Origin of the sequence: Novosphingobium profundi (assembly GCF_020524485.1) — a bacterium.
GTDB lineage: Bacteria > Pseudomonadota > Alphaproteobacteria > Sphingomonadales > Sphingomonadaceae > Novosphingobium > Novosphingobium profundi_A.
Genome location: NZ_JAIVLF010000005.1, coordinates 314,816 through 333,438 on the forward strand (window position 1 = coordinate 314,816; position 18,623 = coordinate 333,438).

Consider the following 18,623-nt stretch of genomic DNA (forward strand, 5'->3'; position numbering starts at 1 on the left):
AACCAAAATGGAAGAGGTAAGAGGATGCTGAAAGCGAACCGTGAATACGGCGGAGGATGCCTGTGCGGCGCGATCCGGTACCGCGTGAGCGGCCCCAGTCTGTTCGAGACGCAGTGCTGTTGCCGGGACTGTCAGAAGGCGACCGGAACCGGGCACACGACCATCGTCGGGATCGCGCGCGACCAGCTCCACATCGACGGTGAGCCGGCGATCTACACCAGCGTCGGCGAGAGCGGGGGTGCGGTTTCGCGCCACTTTTGCGGCACCTGCGGCGGGCGCATCTTCACCTCAGGCGCGCTGCCGGGTGAAAACGTGATGATCCAGGCCGGATCGCTCGACGAGCCTGGCGAAGTCACGCCCGAGAACGTGATCTACGGCAAGGACGCCCTGCCCTGGGACCATTTCGACCCGGCGCTTGAAGTCTACGAACTCTATCCCCCGTTCGACCCGGTCACCCGCGAGCCCACCTGAGCGTCCCCCGGAACTCTGCGGAACACCACGCTTGCACCTTTGCAATCTTTTTGCGGTGCCATCATGCAATCGACGGGAAACGCGAGGTGAGGGACATGAGCATCAGTGCTGTCGTATCCGGGGCCGAAGTGACCAACCTGCTGCGTGGAAGCGGACTGGCCGCGCAGAGGGTGGCCTATGTCGAACACGAGATACGCGACCTCACGCAGGAAGCGGCCGCCATCGCCACGCGCACGCTCGATGCCGACGCCTTCCGCACTGCGCTCGCCCGGCGCATCGACAGCGATGTGGCGAGCGGCAAGCTGAGCGCCGAGGACGCCCGCGCGATCCGCCAGGCGCTCGTGCGCACTTTCGCGCCATCAGCGGAGTCGCGGGAAGAGACACTCGATGAGAGCGGCAGCGCGCGCGCCATTCCGCTGGTGGCCAGCGCCTATGGGCAGGAGGACGCCGACAGCTACCTTCACACCATCGCGCACGGGACCTTCATCGACATGCCAGTCTGACCAGCGGGCCGGACATATTGCTACCACCAAATGCACGAAGGCCCGGCTCCCACAATCTGCGGGAGCCGGGCCTTCGTTCTATTCAGCCGGTCGGTCGCAGGCTCAGACGAGCGCGCCGTGGCAGTGCTTGTACTTGTTGCCCGAACCGCACGGACACAGCGCGTTACGGCTGAGCTCCATGTGCGCGTAAGGGTTCTCGGCCGTGCCGCCCGGGCTCGCGGTCGCCTGCGGGCTGCCCGCGAGCGAGCCGAACAGCGCCGGGTTGAGCGCCGAACCGTCGCCGTCGTTCGAATTGTCGAGGCCCGTCAGCGGATCGATATGCCCGGTCAGGAAGTCGGGCAGTTCGGGCAGGCTCGGCTCCTGGATCGGCTCGGGCATGCGCAGTTCGCTGATCGCCAGAATGCGGGTCACATCCTCGCGGATGGCCGAGAGCATGGAGTCGAACAGGCCAAAGGCTTCCTGCTTGTACTCGTTGATCGGGGTCTTCTGCGCGTAGGCGCGCAGAAAGACGACCTGGCGCAGCGCGTCAAGCGTGGCGAGGTGGTCCTTCCAGTGGTGGTCCAGACGATCGAGCAGGATCGACTTCTCGACCTGGCGCCAGATCGCAGGGTCGTCCTTCTCCATCTTGGCGGTCATATGCGCGTCGGCGAGTTCGGCAAGACGCTCCTCGATGCCTTCGGGGTCGATGCCGTCTTCCTCGACCCACGCATCGATGGGAGCCTCGACGCCCAGGATTTCCTTCGCGCGTTCCTTGAGGCCCTCGATGTTCCAGTGCTCGGGGTAGGAGCCTTGCGGGCAGGCCTCGGCCACCAGTGTGTTGACCGTGTCGTGGCGCATGTCGAGCACGACGTCATCGAGCGCCTCTGCATCCATGATGTCCGAGCGCTGCTCGTAGATGACCTTGCGCTGGTCGTTCATCACATCGTCGTATTCGACGACCTGCTTGCGCACTTCGTAGTTGCGCGCCTCGACCTTCTTCTGCGCGGTCTCGATGGCCTTGGAGAGCCACTTGGAACCGATCGCCTCACCATCGGCAAGGTTGCTGTTCATCATCTTGGAGAACAGCGTGTCCGGGCCGAAGATGCGCAGGAGATCGTCTTCGAGGCACAGGTAGAACTTGGAAAGGCCGGGATCGCCCTGACGACCCGAACGGCCGCGCAGCTGGTTGTCGATGCGGCGGCTTTCGTGGCGCTCGGTACCGATCACGCACAGGCCGCCAGCTTCCAGCACCTGCGCCTTCTCGGCCGCGATTTCCTCCTTGATGCGGGCCACGCCGGCTTCGCGCTCAGCCCCTTCGGACACGTCGGCAAGCTCGGCTTCGATCCGGAACTCAAGGTTACCGCCCAGCTGGATGTCGGTGCCGCGCCCGGCCATGTTGGTGGCGATCGTCACCGCCCCCAGACGGCCCGCCTGAGCCACGATGTGCGCTTCCATCTCGTGGAAACGGGCGTTGAGGACCGAGTGCTTGACGCCCTCCTTGTTGAGGAAGTCGGAGAGCAGTTCCGACTTCTCGATCGAGACCGTGCCCACCAGCACCGGCTGCCCGATCTCGTGCTTGTCGCGGATCAGCTTCGCGATGGCCGCAAACTTGTCCATCGTGTTCTTGTAGAACTCGTCTTCCTCGTCGATGCGCGCAATCGGCTTGTTCGTCGGGATGGTGACGACGTTCATCTTGTAGATGTCGAAGAACTCGGCCGCCTCGGTCGCCGCGGTACCGGTCATGCCCGAAAGCTTGGGGTACATGCGGAAGTAGTTCTGGAAGGTGATCGAGGCGAGCGTCTGGTTCTCCGGCTCGATCTTGACGCCTTCCTTGGCCTCGACGGCCTGGTGCAGACCATTCGACCAGCGGCGTCCGTCCATCATGCGGCCCGTGAACTCGTCGATGATGACGACCTTGTCGTCCTTCACGATGTAGTCGGTGTCGCGCTTGAACATGACCACGGCCTTCAGGGCCTGGTCGAGGTGGTGGACGACCTGCGTATTCTCGACGTCGTAGAGGTTGGAACCTTCCAGCAGACCCTCGGCTTCGAGAATGCGCTCGACCTTCTCCACGCCATCCTCGGTCAGCGTGATGTTCTTGGTCTTCTCGTCCTTCTCGTAGTCCTCGTCCGAGAGCTGCTTCACCACCGCGTCGACCGCGATGTAGAGCTCGGACTTGTCGTCGGTCGGGCCCGAAATGATGAGCGGGGTGCGCGCCTCGTCGATCAGGATCGAGTCGACCTCGTCGACGATGGCGAAGTTGAAGTCGCGCTGCACCATCTGGCTGCGCTCGTGCTTCATGTTGTCGCGCAGGTAATCGAACCCGAACTCGTTGTTCGTGCCGTAGGTGATGTCCGCAGCATAGGCCTCACGCCGCTGGAACTCATCGAGATTGGGGACGATGACGCCGATGGTGAGGCCCAGGAAGTTGTGCAGGCGGCCCATTTCCTCGGCGTCGCGGCGAGCCAGATAGTCGTTCACGGTGATGACGTGGACGCCCTTGCCTTCCAGCGCGTTGAGGTAGGTGGCGGTCGTTGCCACCAGGGTCTTGCCCTCACCCGTGCGCATTTCCGCGATCTCGCCGCGGTGCAGGACAATGCCACCAATCATCTGCACATCGAAGTGGCGCATGCCGAAGACGCGGCGCGAGGCCTCACGCACGGTCGCAAAAGCCTCGGGTAGAAGGTCATCGAGGGTAGAGCCGTTCGCGAGCATCTCGCGGAACTTGGGCGTCTGGGCGGCCAGTTCCTCATCGCTCATCGCCTCGATGGCGGGTTCGAACGCGTTGATCTGGTCCACGACCTTGCGCAGAGACTTGACGTGGCGCTCGTTGGACGAGCCGAAGATGTTCTTGACGAGTGCGCCGAGCATGGCGGGAATCCCTGTTTTTAGGAGAATTTGGAATATGCGGTGATCACGCGGCGCGAATGTCCCTCACACAGGAGGGCAGGCGCACGCGGAAAAGGCCGCTCCGGTGGGGCGGCGAAATTCGTGATGGCAGGGCGCGTTATTCGCGTGCGCGGTCAATCCCGGTCTGCGCGGTCCGAACCCGCGGCGCAGCGGGCTGTCCCGGCTGGGCCGAAAGCGCGACAAGGCGCGTATTGCGAAGCCCCGGCTCGGGAAGACGGGCCAGCGCCACGGGCGCCCGGGGCGCGCGTGTCTGTCCGGTGTCGACCAGAAGCGCCACCTGCTGCGCGGAAGGCACCTGACCGGCGCGCGCCTGCGGCGCCTCGGCATGGGCGGCAAGGCCCGTCAGGAGGGCAAGCAGGGTCAATAGCAGGCGATTGGCCATGCCGGGGAGATAGTAACCCTCATCACCACTGTCCACTACCAAGCGCAATTGGTCCCAAATTTCGGCCGCTTCCTCGCCGATACTTGACCTTGCGGGGCCATGCGCTAGGCGCTTTTGCCATGAGTCATCCCGTCAGCCCGCTCGCCCAGCCCTTCCCCGAAGTGCCTGCCATTGCAGGCGTGACCCCGCATGTCGTGCGCGCGGGGTACAAGGACTGGGGCCGCTGCGACCTCACCTACGTGACCTTTACCGAGGGGACCGCGGTCGCGGGGGTGTTCACCAAGAACTTGTGCTGCTCCTCGGAGGTCGAGATCGGCCGCGAGAATGTGAAGCGCGGCACCGCCCGCGCGCTGGTGGTGAATGCGGGCAATTCCAACGCCTTTACCGGCTATCGCGGGCGCGAGGCGGTCGAACAGATCATGGACCAGGTGGCCGAAAACCTTGCCTGTCCACGCGAGGAAGTGTTCGTTTCCTCGACTGGGGTGATCGGCGTGCCGCTCCCCAAGGACAAGGCGCGCGAGGGTGTCGAAAAGGCTTTCTCCGCCGCGCCCTGCACCTGGGAAGAGGCCGCCAACACCATCGCGACGACCGACACCTTCGCCAAGGGCGCGAGCGCCACGGCCATGATCGGCGACACCAAGGTGACGCTGGGTGCCATCATCAAGGGTTCGGGCATGATCGCGCCCGACATGGCCACGATGCTGGGCTACATCTTCACCGATGCCGCGGTGGAACCGGCCTTCCTGCAGGAATGCCTCTCGGCCGCGAACCTGCGCAGCTTCTCGTGCATCACGGTCGATTCCGACACCTCGACCAGCGACACCGTGCTCGCCTTTGCGACCGGCAAGGCGGGCAACGCCCCGCTCGTCACCGCGCAGAGCCCGGGCGCCGATGCCTTTGCCGCCGCCATCCAGGACGTGTGCCGCCAGCTCGCCCACCTCGTCGTGCGTGATGGCGAGGGCGCCAACAAGTTCATCGCCGTCTCGGTGACGGGCGCGGTTTCGGACGAGAGCGCGCGCAAGGTCGGCATGGCCATTGCCAACTCACCGCTGGTGAAGACCGCCATCGCGGGCGAGGACGCCAACTGGGGCCGCGTCGTCATGGCCGTGGGCAAGGCGGGCGAGCCGGCCAATCGCGACACGCTCTCCATCGGCTTCGGGGGCACCTGGGCCGCGAAGGAAGGCCTGCCGCTGGCCGACTACGACGAGGCACCGGTCGCTGCCCACCTCAAGGGCCAGGACGTCACCATCGAGGTGGACCTGGGGCTTGGCGAAGGCCAGGCGACGGTGTGGACCTGCGACCTCACGCACGGCTACATCTCGATCAACGCCGACTACCGCAGCTAAGGCACAGCCCCCCATGACCGAGCCTTTCTTCCGCATCTGGGGACGGCCCGATTCGCACAACGTGAAGAAGGTCGTCTGGTTCGCCGCCGAACTGGGCCTCGCCTTCACGCGCATCGACATGGGCGGGTCCTTCGGGTTCTCCGAGGAATACCTCGCGCAGAACCCCAACCGGCTGATCCCGACCATCGCGGACGGCAAGCTGACCTTGTGGGAATCGAACACCATCGTGCGTTACATGGCGGCCGAATACGGCGGCCCGCGCTGGTACCTCGCCGATCCCATCGACCGTGCCCTCGCCGAGCGCTGGATGGACTGGCAGACCGGCTACGGCGCGGCGCAGAAGGACATGTACCTTGGCCTCGTGCGCACGCCCGAAGATCAGCGCGATGCCACCGCCATTGCCACCTCGAAGGCCGCCTGCGAGCGCCTGCTGGCCGTGCTGGAAGCCCAGCTTGCGGCAACGCCGTGGCTCTCGGGCCACCAGATCGGCGTCGGTGACATCGCGATGGGCCCGTTCATCCACTCGTGGTTCACGCTCGCGCCCGAAACCGCCGACCTGCCCCGCGTCCACGCCTGGTACCAGCGCCTGCTCGAACGCCCGGCCTACGCAGAGCACGTCGCCCTCCCCCTCTCCTGAGCCAGACCCGAAAGGTCCCTCCCATGATCACCCCTGCCCTGACCCGCGCCGTCGAGACGGTGATGCGCGAAGCCTCGGACCGGGCCATCAAGGCGCGCTACCGCAAGCTCGAGCTCGACCAGATCATGGAGAAGGGGGTGAACGATGTCGTCACCATCGCCGACCAGGAGAGCGAGGCGATCCTGACCGCGCGCCTCTCGCAGATCCTGCCCGAAGCCTGTGTCGTGGGCGAAGAGGCCGTCGCCACCGATCCCTCAGTGATGGAAAAGCTCAAGGACAACCTGTGCTGGATCGTAGACCCGCTCGACGGGACGATGAACTTCTCGCAGGGCAAAGCCCCCTTCGGCGTGCTCGTCGCGCTTGCCGACAAGGGCGAGACCATCGGCGGCTGGATCCTCGACACGCTGACCGGACGCTTCTGCCACGCAGGGCTCGGCAAGGGCGCACATATCGGCGACTACCGCATCCAGGCACGCACCAGCGGCGAGGCCCCGCCCGTCGCGGCAATCTCGACGCTGTTCATGAACGATGGCATGCGCGAGAAATTCATGGCGCTGGCCGCCCCGCACTACACGCTCGTCGACATCCCGCGCTGTGCGGCCGAGCAGTACCCGCGTCTGGTGCTGGGCACCAACGACGTCTCGATGTTCAACCGCACGCTCCCCTGGGACCACGCGGCGGGCGTCCTCTTCCTCAACGAAGCGGGCGGCATGGCTGCGCGCCCCGACGGCTCCCCGTACCGGGTTGACGAATACGAGCGCCGTGATCTCGTCGGCGCGGCCTCGCCCGAACTGTGGGCCGACTTCGCCAAGCTCGCTCTCCAGATGCACTGAACCCCTCCCGCGCCGAGGCGTGGAAGGGGTCCGGTAGAGCCCTGAAGGGCGCTTGGGAGCGGCGCGATCAGATCTCGCTTTCGATCCAGCCCTTGAGCGCGTTCTTGGGCGCGGCACCCAGCTTCTGGGCGACGGCTTCGCCGTTCTTGAACAGCACCATGAGCGGGATCGACTTCACGCCGATCTGGCCGGGCACTTCGGTGTTGGCCATGATGTCCATCTTGGCGATCTTGACCTTGCCGTCGAGCTCGTCCGAGATCTCTTCGAGAGCCGGGCCGATCATCTTGCACGGACCGCACCAGTCGGCCCAGAAATCGACGAGAACGGGCGTCTCGGACTTGAGGACGTCATCTTCGAAGCTGGAATCGGTTACGGCAATCGTGGGCATTGGGAGAACTCCTCGAAACGGTGTTTGATCGTCAATCTAGGGATGAAACCGCCGCTGGCAACGGCTGGGACCGAAAGCTTTACTGCGTTGCCGCCAAGACGGGCTTGTGCGCCTCGAGCACGTCGCTGGGCACCTCGATGAGCTGCGGGCTGGACGTGTAGAGGATGCCGACCTCGACATCGCGGCCCGGGAAGGTCTGTTCGAGCGCCGCGGCATAGGCCGCCATCTGGCGCAGAACCCCGCGCGGAACCTCGCTTAGTGAAGCGGGCGGACGGCGCGAGGTCTTGTAGTCGACCAGCCGCACCCGGTCGGGCCCGATCACGAGCCGGTCAATCGTGCCCGCCACCACCTGTCCGCCGACAATGGCGGCCACCGGCACTTCGGCGAGGCTGTCCGGCCCGAAGATCTCGGCCCACGCAGGATTGGCCACCACGCCCAGAGCATCCGCCAGGATAGCACTGCGCATCTCTGTCGGCAGGTCTTTCGCGTTGCGCTTGAGCCAGCGTTCGGCCTCGGCCTCGCGCTGTTCAGGTGCAAGTGCGGGAAGCCGCTCCAGAAGCGCGTGGAGCACTGTGCCGCGCCGCGCGGCCTGCTGCCCGGCGCCCGGCGGAAACGGCGGATCGGGCGCATCCTCCTCGCCCAGCGCCGAGGGCGCCAGAGGGCGCGGCGGGCGCGGTTCGGCGGCTGGCGCGCGTCCGGTCCACTCGGGCAGAGGCGCACGCAGGGGAAGCTCGGCCGGTGCCGTGCGCATTGGCACGAAGGGCCCCAGCGAGCCTTGCGTGAAGGCCCCGCCCCAGATCGCGTCGGCCTCTTCCTCCTGCCCTTCAAACAGCGTGCGCAGCTGCGCGTACCAGCTCTTGGGTGCAGGCTGGCCCTTGTCGCGCGGGCCCAGCGCGCCGCCCACGAAAAGCGCTTCCTCGGCGCGGGTCATGGCGACGTAGAGGAGGCGCCAGTGCTCCTGCTCGTCCGCCTCGCGCGCCTGCGCGATTTCCTCGGCGACCGGGCCCACCTTCTCCGCCTTGGAGAGCGGGGGGAACGGGATGCGCCGGTTCTTGTCACGCGGATCGGGCAGCGAAACCCCGCTTTCACGCGCGCTTTCAGGATTTCCGGTAGCGTCGGCGAGGATCACGATGGGCGCCTGCAGACCCTTGGAGCCGTGCACGGTCATCACGCGTACCTGCCCGCCCGCGTTGTCCGCCTCGCGCTTCAGCTCGCCATCGCCCGCCTCGAACCAGGCGAGGAACCCGGCCAGGCTCGGCGTATCGGTGACGGCATAGGCGCGCGCGGCGTTGACCAGCTCGTCAATGGGATCGCCCGCCTCGCTGCCCAGCCGCGCGATCAACTTGCGCCGCGCATTCCACGGCCCGACGAGCAACCACTGCAGCAGCGCATGGGGCGGCTCGTAATCGGCCAGCGCAAGCAGTTCGCCCAGTTGGAGCAGCGTGCGCCCGACCTCGGCGTCCGAAGAGGCGCGCAAGTGATCCCACAAGCGCACGTGCTTGTCGCGGTAGCCATGGGCGAGAAGCTGCTCCTGGCTCCAGCCGACGAGCGGGGAGACAAGCAGGCTCGCCAGGTTCAGGTCATCGAGCGGCTGGGCCGCAAAGCGCAGCGCCGCAACCAGGTCCTTGACCGCGAGCGGCGCGCCGAGGCGCAAGCGGTCGACACCGGCCACATCCACGCCCGCGGCATGGAGCCGCGCAACGATGAGCCCGGCCAGCTCCTTGCGCTGGCGCACCAGCACCATGATGTCGCCGGCCGTCGCGCGGCGGACCTTCCCCTTGGAGAGCGTGAAGCCATCGCCGTGCGGGTCGAGCCACTCGCGCACCTGCTGTGCGATACGGTCGGCCATCTGGCGGTTGGGGCCGGAGAGCCAGGTCTCCTCGCCTTCGTCCCCCTCGCCGGGGTCCTCCGGCGCGTCCTCGTCCTCGCCCGTGTCGAAGCCGACCGGACGCCACAGCGCGACGTAGCCCGGGCGCTCCTCGCCCTGGTGGCGCTGCGCGGCCCGGTCGAGGCCGAAGCGTTCGTGGCCGATCCCGGCAATTGCCTGGTCGACGAAATCGAGCACGGGTTGGGCTGTCCGGAAACTGCGTTCGAGGCCCAGTTCCTGCATCTCGCGCGGCGTGTATTCGGCGCGCAGCTGCGCGGCATTGCGCGCGGCGGCGCGCATCAGGCTGCGCACGCGCCCGGCCGCCTTGCGGAAATTTTCGGGACTGGTGCCCTGGAAGCGGAAGATCGCCTGCTTGTAGTCACCCACGACAAAAAGCGTGCGCAGCCGATCCTCGTGCTGGCCCGCGCCCGCCCAGAACTCCTCGGCCATCGCGAAGATGATGTCCCACTGCTGCTCGTTCGTGTCCTGCGCCTCGTCGACGAGGATGTGATCAAACTGGCGGTCGAGCTTGTAGCGGATCCAGTCGGCTTGGGCCTTGTCCTTGAGGAGTGAGGCGGCGCGGCGGATCTGGTCGTCGAAGTCGATCAGCCCCTCGCGGCTCTTCGCCTCGTCCCAGGCAATCGCAAAGGCCCGGCCCAGACGCAGCGAAGGGACCAGATGATCGACAAGGTCGAGCATCGCGCGCAGGGTGCGCACGCCCTCGATCCCCGCCACCACGCGCGCGGCGTAGTCGGGATAGGAGGGTTCGATCTTGTCCTGCGACTTGCTGGCCTTGGGCTCGCCCTTCTGGGTGAGGAAAGCCTTGGCCATGTCGTCGATGGAGGCCGCCCGCTGGGTCGGGTTGCCCAGCAGCCACTCGCTGATCCGGTCGACCGCTTCGAGGCCAGTCTTGGTGCCCCACTCGTGGTTCACCTCCATGCAGCGGCGCAGCGAGGCGACATCGAAACGCGCGTCCGAGCACAGCTCGGCCAGCATGTCGGCGTCGGCCTGCGGGGGAAGGTCGAGGAGGCGCAGGACATGTGCGCGCATGTCGCCTGCCTGCCAGCTTCCGGGACCAAACCAGACCTCGCGCGCGCCCGCACAACGCAACAGGAAGCCGACCACGGCATCGGGACCATGGCGCAGCGACAGCGCCGAGATGGCATCGAGCAGCTGTGGATCGCCGAGCGGGTCCTCCTCGGCTTCGACCAGCAGGTCGGCGAGGACCTGTTTGGCGAGCAGCGTGCGTTCGCGGTCCTCCATCGGGCGGCTGCCCGGAATGAGGTCGGCTTCCAGAGGGAAGGTTGCGAGCAGCCACTGCGAGAAGGCGTGGATGGTGTCGATACGAAGCCCGCCGCCCGGGCAATCGAGCACGGCGGCAAAGAGCGTGCGCGCGCGCGCCATCGTCGCCGCATCGGTCGGCGCGCCGATGGCTTCAAGGCGCGGAAAAAGCTCGACGTCCTCCATGCGCACCCATTCGGCGAGCGTGCCGTTGATGCGCGCGGCCATCTCGGTTGCGCCCGCCTTGGTGAAGGTCAGGCACAGGATCTGCGAAGGCGAGATCCCCGGCTGCAGCAGCAGCCGCAGCACGCGCGAGGAGAGTACCTGCGTCTTGCCCGTTCCCGCCGAGGCCGAGAGCCAGACGGTGTCCAGAGGGTTCACCGCGGGCATCTGGTTGCCGTGCAGCGGGTAGACCTTGGCCGGACCGCTCATGGGGTGTCCTCCTTGCGGGCGGGCTTACCCAGCCCGGTTATCCATTCGTCGAGGCGCATCAGCTGGTCGTAATCGGAATAGAGATCGAGATCAGGATTGAGCCGCGCGGTGAAAGGCTCATTGCCCAGGATCCAGCGGTTCAAAGCATCGTCCAGATATTCGCGCGTGCGGTCGAGGAACTCTTCACGCAAGAGGCCCGACTTCTTGCGCCCCTCGCGCACCGGCTCGTTCATATACCCGATCGAGCCGTCCTTGGCCTTGGCCATCGACCAGTATTCAAAGCCCGTGACATCGCCCGCGACACCCTCGAAACCACCCGCCTCGACGATGAGGCCGGTGACGCCAAGCTGAAGCGCGAAGCCTTCCTCGACGCGCGTGCCCGAAGGTGGCTGTCCGGTCTTGTAGTCGACCACCGCGATGGTGCCGTCGGCCTTGCGGTCGAGCCGGTCGGTCCGCCCCAGGATCGTGACCTCGCGGTAGTCCATGCGGCCCCACTTCTCGACGCCCAGCACCTCGCGGCCCTGCTCCTTGCCAGCCAAGACGAGGCCCTCGAAGGTTTCCAGCGCGGCGGACAGGCGCGGCCACCACAAGGCCCGCATCAGCGGGTGGGCGCTCTCATCGTCGAGCACCTTTTGCGCGATAGCGTGGAGGCCCTCCCTGGGTTCGCCCGCCTCGTGCCACTTCTGCATGATGAGGTGCGCGATCTCGCCGCGCCAGGCCGCGCTCGGCTCCGCATCGAGGCTGTCGAGGCTGCGCAGCTTGAGAACCGCACTGGCGTAGAACTGGTAGGGATCGCCGCGCAGGCGGTCGAGCCCGGTGACCGAGACGGCGACCCGGCGCTGCTCAGCACTCGGCATCGGCTGCGGGCGCGGGTGAGGCGCGCCGCGCGGCGCATCGTCGAGGAGACGGGCGAGGCGCGGGATCTCGCGCTCCAGATGGCGCCCGACCTGATCGCCCAGCATCGCCTTGACGCGCAGGACGAAGCGCGAGGGAATGACGGGGCCACCCTCATCGCGCTGCGCCCAGCTCAGCACCACCTCGGGCGCGCCCAGCGCGGCAGCAAGGTCGTGTGCGGCAAGGCCGATGCGGAAATCCGCACCCGGCACGCCCAGAGCGCGCAGGACAGCCGGTGGCAGGAGCGAATCCTGCGACGGACTGGCGGGCCAGACACCCTCGGTGAGGCCGCCGCAGATAACGAGATCCGCGCGGCTCATGCGCGCTTCGAGAAGGCCGTAGATGGAGACGCGCGGATGCCCGCCCCAGGGCGGACGTACCGAAGTGCGGTCCATCGCATCGCGCAGCACCGCATGGATATCGCGCGCGTCGACAAGTGTGCCCGCCGCCGAGGCTCCGGCACGCAGCTCCTCGATGAAAGCACTGAGCGCGCGGCCATCCGCGCCGGTCCACAGGTTCTCGCCGCACAGCGCCTCGGCCGCTTCGGTGAGGACCCCCAGCGCCTTTTCGAGCGGCTCGGCGGCGTAGAGTTCGAACAGGGGCGCAAGGCAGGCCTCGACCTTCTGCCACCATGTGCCGAGCCTGTTTTCGTGGGCGAGTGCCGCCAGCGGGGCAAGCCCGGCGGCCGGACGCGGCCCGCGCAGCGCCAGATCGAGACGGCGCGCGGATTCGAGCCAGCGCGCACGCCCCTCGCCGCTCCCCGCCAGCGGATGGGTAAGAAGTGCGATGAGCGGGACCGGAGCGCCCTGCTCGGCCAGCACTTCGGCCAACAACAGGAACAGGCGCCCGGCCGCCGTCTGCGGCAGGGGCTGGCCTGCGGTATCGTCTGCGGTGATCCCCCAGCGCTGAAGGTGCGAGACAACGCGTGCGGCAAGGCCGCGGTCGGGCGTCACCAGCGCGACGCGGCGTTCGGGTGTTTCCAGCGCCTCGCGGATGAGCAGCGAAATGGCCTGCGCCTCCTCGCCGGGATGGACGCTCTCCATCAGCCGCACGTCGGAAAGACGGCGCTTGTCAGCTGGCAGGTTCACCCAGGCTGCCGAGGCACGCGGCGGCAGGAAGAGGTTGGAAATCGCCGCCTTGCGCTCGGGCGGTGACGCCGCCATCCCCGAGCGGTGCCAGGGCCGCACGTCCGTGCGCGACAGGCCCATGCGGTTGAGCAGGAGCTTCAGGTGATACTGGGGGTGCGTGACCGCATCGTGGCGCCCGAAGGGCGGGTCCTCGGGCTCGGCGGGCTTGCCGGCGCTGCCCAATTCCTCCCAGACCTCCGGATCGAGGCCAAGGTCAAGATCGGGCAGGATCACCGCGCCATCGCGCAGTTCGCTCACCACCCGCAGCAGGCGGGCAAGCGCAGGCGAGGCGCTGGTCACACCGGCCGCGACGATGGGGAATTCGGGCGGGTTCGCCGCCCAGCTCTCGGCGGCGTGGGCAAAGAGCCGGTTGCGCCGCTCGGGCGCGTCGATCTCGCCGCGCCCCGCCAGTTCGGCAATCCAGAACTGCTGGACCTTGAGGAAGCTGCGGGTGTTGTCCTCCCAGTGCTTCGAGAGGTCACCAACGATAGCGACGACCTCGTCGGAGAGGAGATCGATCGGCGCAATGCCTTCGACCAGAAGCCGATCCATGGTGCTGCCAAGTTCGAACGCACGGCGCAGAAGCGCAGGCCCCTTGCCCGCCGCATCGCCTTCGACATGGCGCAGGTAATGGGCCAGACGCAGCCAGCGGCGCGTGGGATCGCAGGCAGGCGGAATGTCCGCCGCGCCCAGGGGATCGAGCAAGGGCCCGAGTGCCTCGTCAAGATCAAGGTCGCCCACCACCGCCATGCGCGGCAGCAGCATGCCCGTGGGCGCGCGCGCCCCGTCGGCGGCCTCGGCTCCCAGCCCCTGCTCGCCCGCATAGCGCACGAAGGCCTCGGTCACCGTGCGCACGGTACGGCGGCTGGGGAGCAGCAAGGTCAGCCGCGCAAGGCCCAGATCCGCATCGGCGTAGCGCGGCACGAGACCTGCCACGAGCGCATCGGCAAACCCGCGGTGGGCGGCAATCGAATAGACACTGGGCGAAGGCTCGTCCCCCGCCGCAAACAGATCAGGCACCAAGGAGATACTCTTCGGTCGGCTTGATCGCGCCTGGCTCGCCCACCTCGAACCACTCGCCCTGGTGCGAGATGCCGAAGAGGCGGCCTTCCTCGATGGCGCGGCTCCACAGAAGGTTGGTCGAGAACGGGCCTTCCGGCGCCTCACGCAAGAGGCGCTTCGAAACGATCTGGATGCCGGTGTAGATGAAGGGCGCGACACGGCCCGGCTTGCGGCGCGAAACGCGACCCTCGGCGTCGAGGTGGAAGTCCCCCTCGCCCCGGTAGTTGCGCGCGCGGGCGTGCGGCACCATCAGGAGCAGCGCATCCATGCGCTCCGGGTCCCAGCCGTTCGAAAGGTCGGCAAAGACGTTCTCGGGGCCATCGAGCCAGATGTTGTCGCTGTTGAGGCAGAAGAAGGGATCGGGCAGCTTGTCGGCGGCATGGACCATGCCTCCGCCCGTTTCCAGAAGCTGCACGCGTTCGTCGGAAATGACCGTCTGCGGGCCTGCCTTGCGCACCTTCAAATGGCCTTCCAGCGCATCGGCCATATAGTGCACGTTGACCAAGGCCTGCGCGATACCCGCCGCCTCGAGCTTGTCGAGCGCATGGTCGATCAGCGCCTTGTGCGCCACGCGCACGAGCGGCTTGGGCTGGGTCGCGGTGAGCGGACGCATCCGCTTGCCCAGACCAGCGGCCAGGATCATCGCGGTGTCGCTGGCAAGGGGCGCGCGGCTCACAGCGCGAAGCTCCCGCCCTTGGCCTGGCGCAATTCGGCCGGGATGTTGGCGGCGAACCAGTCCGCGACTGGGGCGAGCGCGGGGTGCGCAAGATCGCGTTCGAGATGCGCCCAGACGCGCGGGATCATGTCGAGGTAACGCGGCTTGCCGTCGCGCTTCCACAGGCGCACGAAGATGCCCACGATCTTGGCGTTCCGCTGCGCGCCAAGACGCGCGTAGTCGGCCAGAAGCACTTCCGGATCGCAACCGGTCGCGCGCACGTAATGCGCGATCATGGCCTGCTCGACTTCGGGCGAGACGTCGCGGCGCGCGTCCTGCAGCAGCGAGACGAGATCGTAAGCGCGGTGCCCGACCAGCGCGTCCTGGAAATCCAGCAGGCCCTGCTTTTCCAGCGAGCCCAGGAGCATGATGTTCTCGGCGTGGTAGTCGCGCAGGACCGCGACGCCCGGGCGCTGACGCGGCAACAGGTCGGCCAGCACCGTCTCCCAGGCTTTCGCATAGCCCTCGACATCGACGTAAAGCTTCTGGGCGGGCACGTACCACTCGGTAAAGAGCCTCGCCTCGCGCAGGTACTCGCTCAGCGTGTAGTCGTTGAACGGTCCGCCCGGAAGGTCATGAAGCTGGACCAGTGCATCGACCGCGCCAGTGTAGATCGCCATTTCATCGCCCGGCCATTCATCAAGGTAATCGCGCACACGCGCATCGCCGAAGTCTTCGAGGAGCACGAAACCCTGAGCGGCGTCCTCGGCCAGAATGCGCGGGGGACGCAGGCCATTGTCATCGAGCCAGCGCGCGGCACGCAGGAACGGCACCGGGTCCTCATTCGGCGGGGGCGCGTGCATCAGCATGGCCGAGGCGTCCTCACCCCGGCGCAGGCGGAAATAGCGGCGGAACGAGGCATCGCCGGGCAGCGGCTCCACGCGCGCGCCCCCCCAGCCAGCCTTGGCCACAAACGAATCGAGCCCTTCAGGGCCTGTCACACCAGCGTCTGTCATTTCGGCATCCGCCCTAGCCAATCCGCCCCGCCCCGGGCAATGGCGATGCGCCCGGCATCCGCAACTTCGAGCGCAAGCGTGAGGCAGGCGGGCTCATGTTCAAAGCCTCCGGCGTGATCGGGCCACTCGGCGATGAGCGCCGCGCCCTCGCGGTATTCGTCAAGACCGATCTCGTAGGCTTCGTCGGGATGTTCGAGCCGGTAAAAGTCGGCGTGGACCAGCGGCAGGCGTACCCCCGTGCCGTCCGGGCCCGGCTCGTAAACCTCGATGATCGCGAAGCTGGGCGAGGGAACCTCGCCTTCGTGCCCGAGGCCTGCGACAATGGCGCGCGCAAGGGTGGTCTTGCCCGCGCCAAGTCCGCCCTCGAGCGCGACCACGTCGCCGGGGCGCAGCGCCTCGGCAATCGTCCTGCCCAGCCGTTCCATGGCGGCAAGGTCGGGAAGTTCGAGTGTTGTCGTCATGGCAGCTCCACGAGGGCCTGGGTGCCCTGGCCGGGCTCGGATTGCAGGGTGAGCGTACCGCCGTGCGCCTCGATCAGCTGGCGGGCGAGCGGCAGGCCGAGGCCCTGACGGCGCTCGACGCTCTTGCCGTCCGCGCTCACCTTCATCCCGTCGAGCGCGCGGGCAAGCGTGCGGCCGTCCATGCCTGCGCCCTTGTCCTCGACCTGGATACGCACGACGTCGGCACCTGCCGCGTTTCTCTTGCGCGTGGCCTGCAAGAGGATGCGTCCACCCTTGGGCGAGGCGCCGATGGCGTTGTCGAGCAGCGCGCCAACGGCCCGGGCGAGGCGCTTGCGGTCCGCCTCGATCGGGCGCAGCAGGCCGTCTGCGCGCAGGTCGAGCGTGAGTTCCATGGCGTCGAGCCGGGCCGCCCTTTCCTCGGCCACCTGGCGCAGGAACGGCATGAGCTCGAGCGGTTCCTTGCGCAGCGGCAGCATGCCCGCCTCGCTCTGCGACAGATCGAGCAGGCTCTCGATATGCTCACCCAACTGCGCGACCGAGGCGAGGATTGCCGCGAGGTATTCCTTACCGCTGTCGTTCAAGTCTCCGCCGATGCCTGCGTCCAGCATCTCAGCAAAGCCACCGATGGTGGTGAGCGGGGTGCGCAGTTCGTAGCTCATGCTCGCCAGGAAGCGCGTCTTGATCGCGTCGGCCTCGACCAGCGCGGCGTTGCTTTCACGCAGGGCGTCCTCGGCCTTCTGCGAATCGGTGATATCGAGGACGGCCAGAAGCCCGTTCCCGTCCGGCAACGGAACGCCTGCAAACTCCAGGATACGGCCATCGGAAAGCGCGATGCGCCCGCCCTTCTGCGTACGGTCGAGTGTGGAGGCGCGCACCACGTTGCCCACCTTCTCCGCCTCGGCACCGCGGCGAAGGCGCGGCGCGATCTTCTTGAGCAGGGTCTCGACGTGCGGGTGGGTGTCGAGGAAATCGCTCTCCAACCCCCAGTCGTTGGCAAAGCGCCGGTTCCAGATCTGCATGCGACCATCGGGCGCGAAAACGGCAATGGATTCGAACAGGCTATCGACGATGGCCGTGCGCGTGCGCAGCAGCGTGTCGCGCATCGCCGAGAGGCGCAGCTGCTCGGTACGATCCTCGGCAATGAGGAGCAGCCCGCCATCGGGGAGCGGCTGCGCGACAATGCGCATGTAGGTGCCATCAGGCAGGGTCCAGGCTTCTTCCCGAGTGACATCCGAAAGGAACCAGGCCGTCTTCTCGCGGCGCCAGGCCGGGAAGTCGCGCACTTCGGGCACACGCCCGGCATCGCGCGCGGCATCGAGCAGACGCTCAAAGGCGGGCGGGTCGTGCTCGGCACTCGCGGGCAGGTTGAAGACGCGCTGAAAAGGCTGGTTGGCAAAGGACAGGCGGCGCTGGCGGTCGAACTGGGCGACACCGGCCGAAAGCTGGTCAAGCAGCGCGCGCTGTGCATCACGGAAGGCCCGGAACGAGCGCGAGAGCTCTTCCATGTCTTCGATATCGACCGCGTACCCGGCCACACCCTCGCCGCCGAGCGGGAGGTCGGAGACGCGCAGCGCCCGGCGTTCGCCATCGATGGTGGTCGAGACCACGCGCTCGACCGGCACGTTGCGCTCTGCCGCCTGCAGCGCGACATCGCCTGGCGTGAAGCCTTCCACCGTCTCGATCAGCTCGATCCCTGCGTTGACGACCTGTTCCGCGCTCTGCCCGCCCACGGCGTCGACATAAGCGCGGTTCACCAGTTGCAGCGCGCCATCGGGGCGGCGGAACCACATCGGCATCGGCGCGGCCTCGATCAGCGAAACGAGCGCGCTGAAATCGCCGCGCGCGCGCGCGGCCTCTTCGCGCAGACGGCTGAGTTCACTCTCGCTTTCGGAAAAGTCGAAAACCCAGACCAGCGCCGCGCCGCCGGGCGACACTTGCGGATCGGCCAGGTGCCCGCGCAAGGCCAGGCTGCGCGAGGAATTGCGCGGCGTCGCGGCCAGACGAAAGGGCGAAGCCGTCTTCTGCGTGCGGCGCACCGCTTCGGCCAGTTCGGTCAGCTTGTCGGCGGGCAGGCCCCGCTCGCCGCTGTCGAGTTCGGTCAGGTACTGCGGCACGGAATCGAGCCCCAGCCACTGCGCCAGCCGGGGCGAGGCTTCGATCCGGCCGTCCGAGCGGACCAGCAAGGGCAGCGCGGGGCTTTCCTCGATCATGCGGGCAAGCCGCCGGGCCGAGCGAAGCTGCATTTCCGCACGCTTCTGGCGACGGCGCGCAACGAGGATCGCCCAAGCGGCTGTCAGCGTCCAGGCCGCAAGCAGAATGCCGATCACGAGGGGCAGAAAACGATCAGTCTCCATCACCTTTGGCTATGGTGCGCACGGC

14 protein-coding genes are annotated in these 18,623 nt (G+C 67.3%); 5 read left to right on the top strand and 9 right to left on the bottom strand.

The annotated features are described in order from the left end of the window. Positions 1-24 precede the first annotated feature (24 nt). Together LC060_RS15355 and LC060_RS15360 are read left to right on the top strand one after the other, a co-directional pair. Complete coding sequence (locus LC060_RS15355) at positions 25-471, top strand: GFA family protein (protein ID WP_226637048.1); 447 nt, start codon at positions 25-27, stop codon at positions 469-471. Between the two features lie 95 nt (positions 472-566). Beyond that, a complete protein-coding gene (locus tag LC060_RS15360) occupies positions 567-974 on the top strand; it encodes a hypothetical protein (RefSeq protein WP_226637049.1) in 408 nt (135 codons plus the stop codon). Between the two features lie 102 nt (positions 975-1,076). On the opposite strand, the gene secA is transcribed toward LC060_RS15360, so the two are convergent. Then, positions 1,077-3,824, bottom strand: a complete 2,748-nt coding sequence (gene secA / locus LC060_RS15365) for a preprotein translocase subunit SecA (protein ID WP_226637051.1) — start codon at positions 3,822-3,824, stop codon at positions 1,077-1,079. A gap of 136 nt (positions 3,825-3,960) precedes the next feature. Continuing rightward, positions 3,961-4,281: a hypothetical protein gene (locus LC060_RS15370; RefSeq protein ID WP_226637486.1), complete on the bottom strand. Its 321-nt coding sequence runs from the start codon at positions 4,279-4,281 to the stop codon at positions 3,961-3,963. Between the two features lie 83 nt (positions 4,282-4,364). On the opposite strand from LC060_RS15370, the gene argJ reads away from it, so the two are divergent. From argJ to LC060_RS15385, 3 genes are read left to right on the top strand one after another with little or no spacing between them, the layout of a single operon-like run. Next, on the top strand, positions 4,365-5,591 hold the full coding sequence (argJ, locus tag LC060_RS15375; RefSeq protein ID WP_226637052.1) for a bifunctional glutamate N-acetyltransferase/amino-acid acetyltransferase ArgJ: 1,227 nt from the start codon (positions 4,365-4,367) through the stop codon (positions 5,589-5,591). Positions 5,592-5,604: 13 nt separating this feature from the next. After that, entirely contained in the window at positions 5,605-6,228 is a 624-nt protein-coding gene (locus tag LC060_RS15380; protein ID WP_226637054.1) for a glutathione S-transferase family protein, read from the top strand. Between the two features lie 23 nt (positions 6,229-6,251). Next, on the top strand, positions 6,252-7,061 hold the full coding sequence (locus LC060_RS15385) for an inositol monophosphatase family protein (protein WP_226637055.1): 810 nt from the start codon (positions 6,252-6,254) through the stop codon (positions 7,059-7,061). 67 nt (positions 7,062-7,128) lie between these two features. On the opposite strand, the gene trxA is transcribed toward LC060_RS15385, so the two are convergent. The 7 genes from trxA to LC060_RS15420 all read right to left on the bottom strand — a co-directional run bounded on the left by trxA (position 7,129) and on the right by LC060_RS15420 (position 18,598). Next, complete coding sequence (gene trxA, locus LC060_RS15390; RefSeq protein ID WP_039392795.1) at positions 7,129-7,449, bottom strand: thioredoxin; 321 nt, start codon at positions 7,447-7,449, stop codon at positions 7,129-7,131. A gap of 79 nt (positions 7,450-7,528) precedes the next feature. After that, positions 7,529-11,029 (bottom strand): double-strand break repair helicase AddA, encoded by a 3,501-nt coding sequence (gene addA / locus LC060_RS15395; RefSeq protein ID WP_226637057.1) that lies wholly within the window; start codon positions 11,027-11,029, stop codon positions 7,529-7,531. Beyond that, positions 11,026-14,070, bottom strand: coding sequence for a double-strand break repair protein AddB (gene addB / locus LC060_RS15400; RefSeq protein WP_226637059.1), 3,045 nt, complete (start codon positions 14,068-14,070; stop codon positions 11,026-11,028). Before addB ends, addA begins: the two co-directional genes overlap by 4 nt. After that, a complete protein-coding gene (locus tag LC060_RS15405) occupies positions 14,063-14,788 on the bottom strand; it encodes a nucleotidyltransferase family protein (RefSeq protein WP_226637061.1) in 726 nt (241 codons plus the stop codon). Before LC060_RS15405 ends, addB begins: the two co-directional genes overlap by 8 nt. After that, positions 14,785-15,783: an aminoglycoside phosphotransferase family protein gene (locus LC060_RS15410; RefSeq protein ID WP_226637063.1), complete on the bottom strand. Its 999-nt coding sequence runs from the start codon at positions 15,781-15,783 to the stop codon at positions 14,785-14,787. Before LC060_RS15410 ends, LC060_RS15405 begins: the two co-directional genes overlap by 4 nt. Beyond that, entirely contained in the window at positions 15,780-16,244 is a 465-nt protein-coding gene (gene tsaE, locus LC060_RS15415; RefSeq protein WP_039392791.1) for a tRNA (adenosine(37)-N6)-threonylcarbamoyltransferase complex ATPase subunit type 1 TsaE, read from the bottom strand. The genes LC060_RS15410 and tsaE overlap by 4 nt, the downstream gene beginning before the upstream one ends. Next, positions 16,241-18,598, bottom strand: coding sequence for a PAS domain-containing sensor histidine kinase (locus LC060_RS15420; RefSeq protein WP_226637064.1), 2,358 nt, complete (start codon positions 18,596-18,598; stop codon positions 16,241-16,243). Before LC060_RS15420 ends, tsaE begins: the two co-directional genes overlap by 4 nt. Positions 18,599-18,623: the final 25 nt, after the last annotated feature.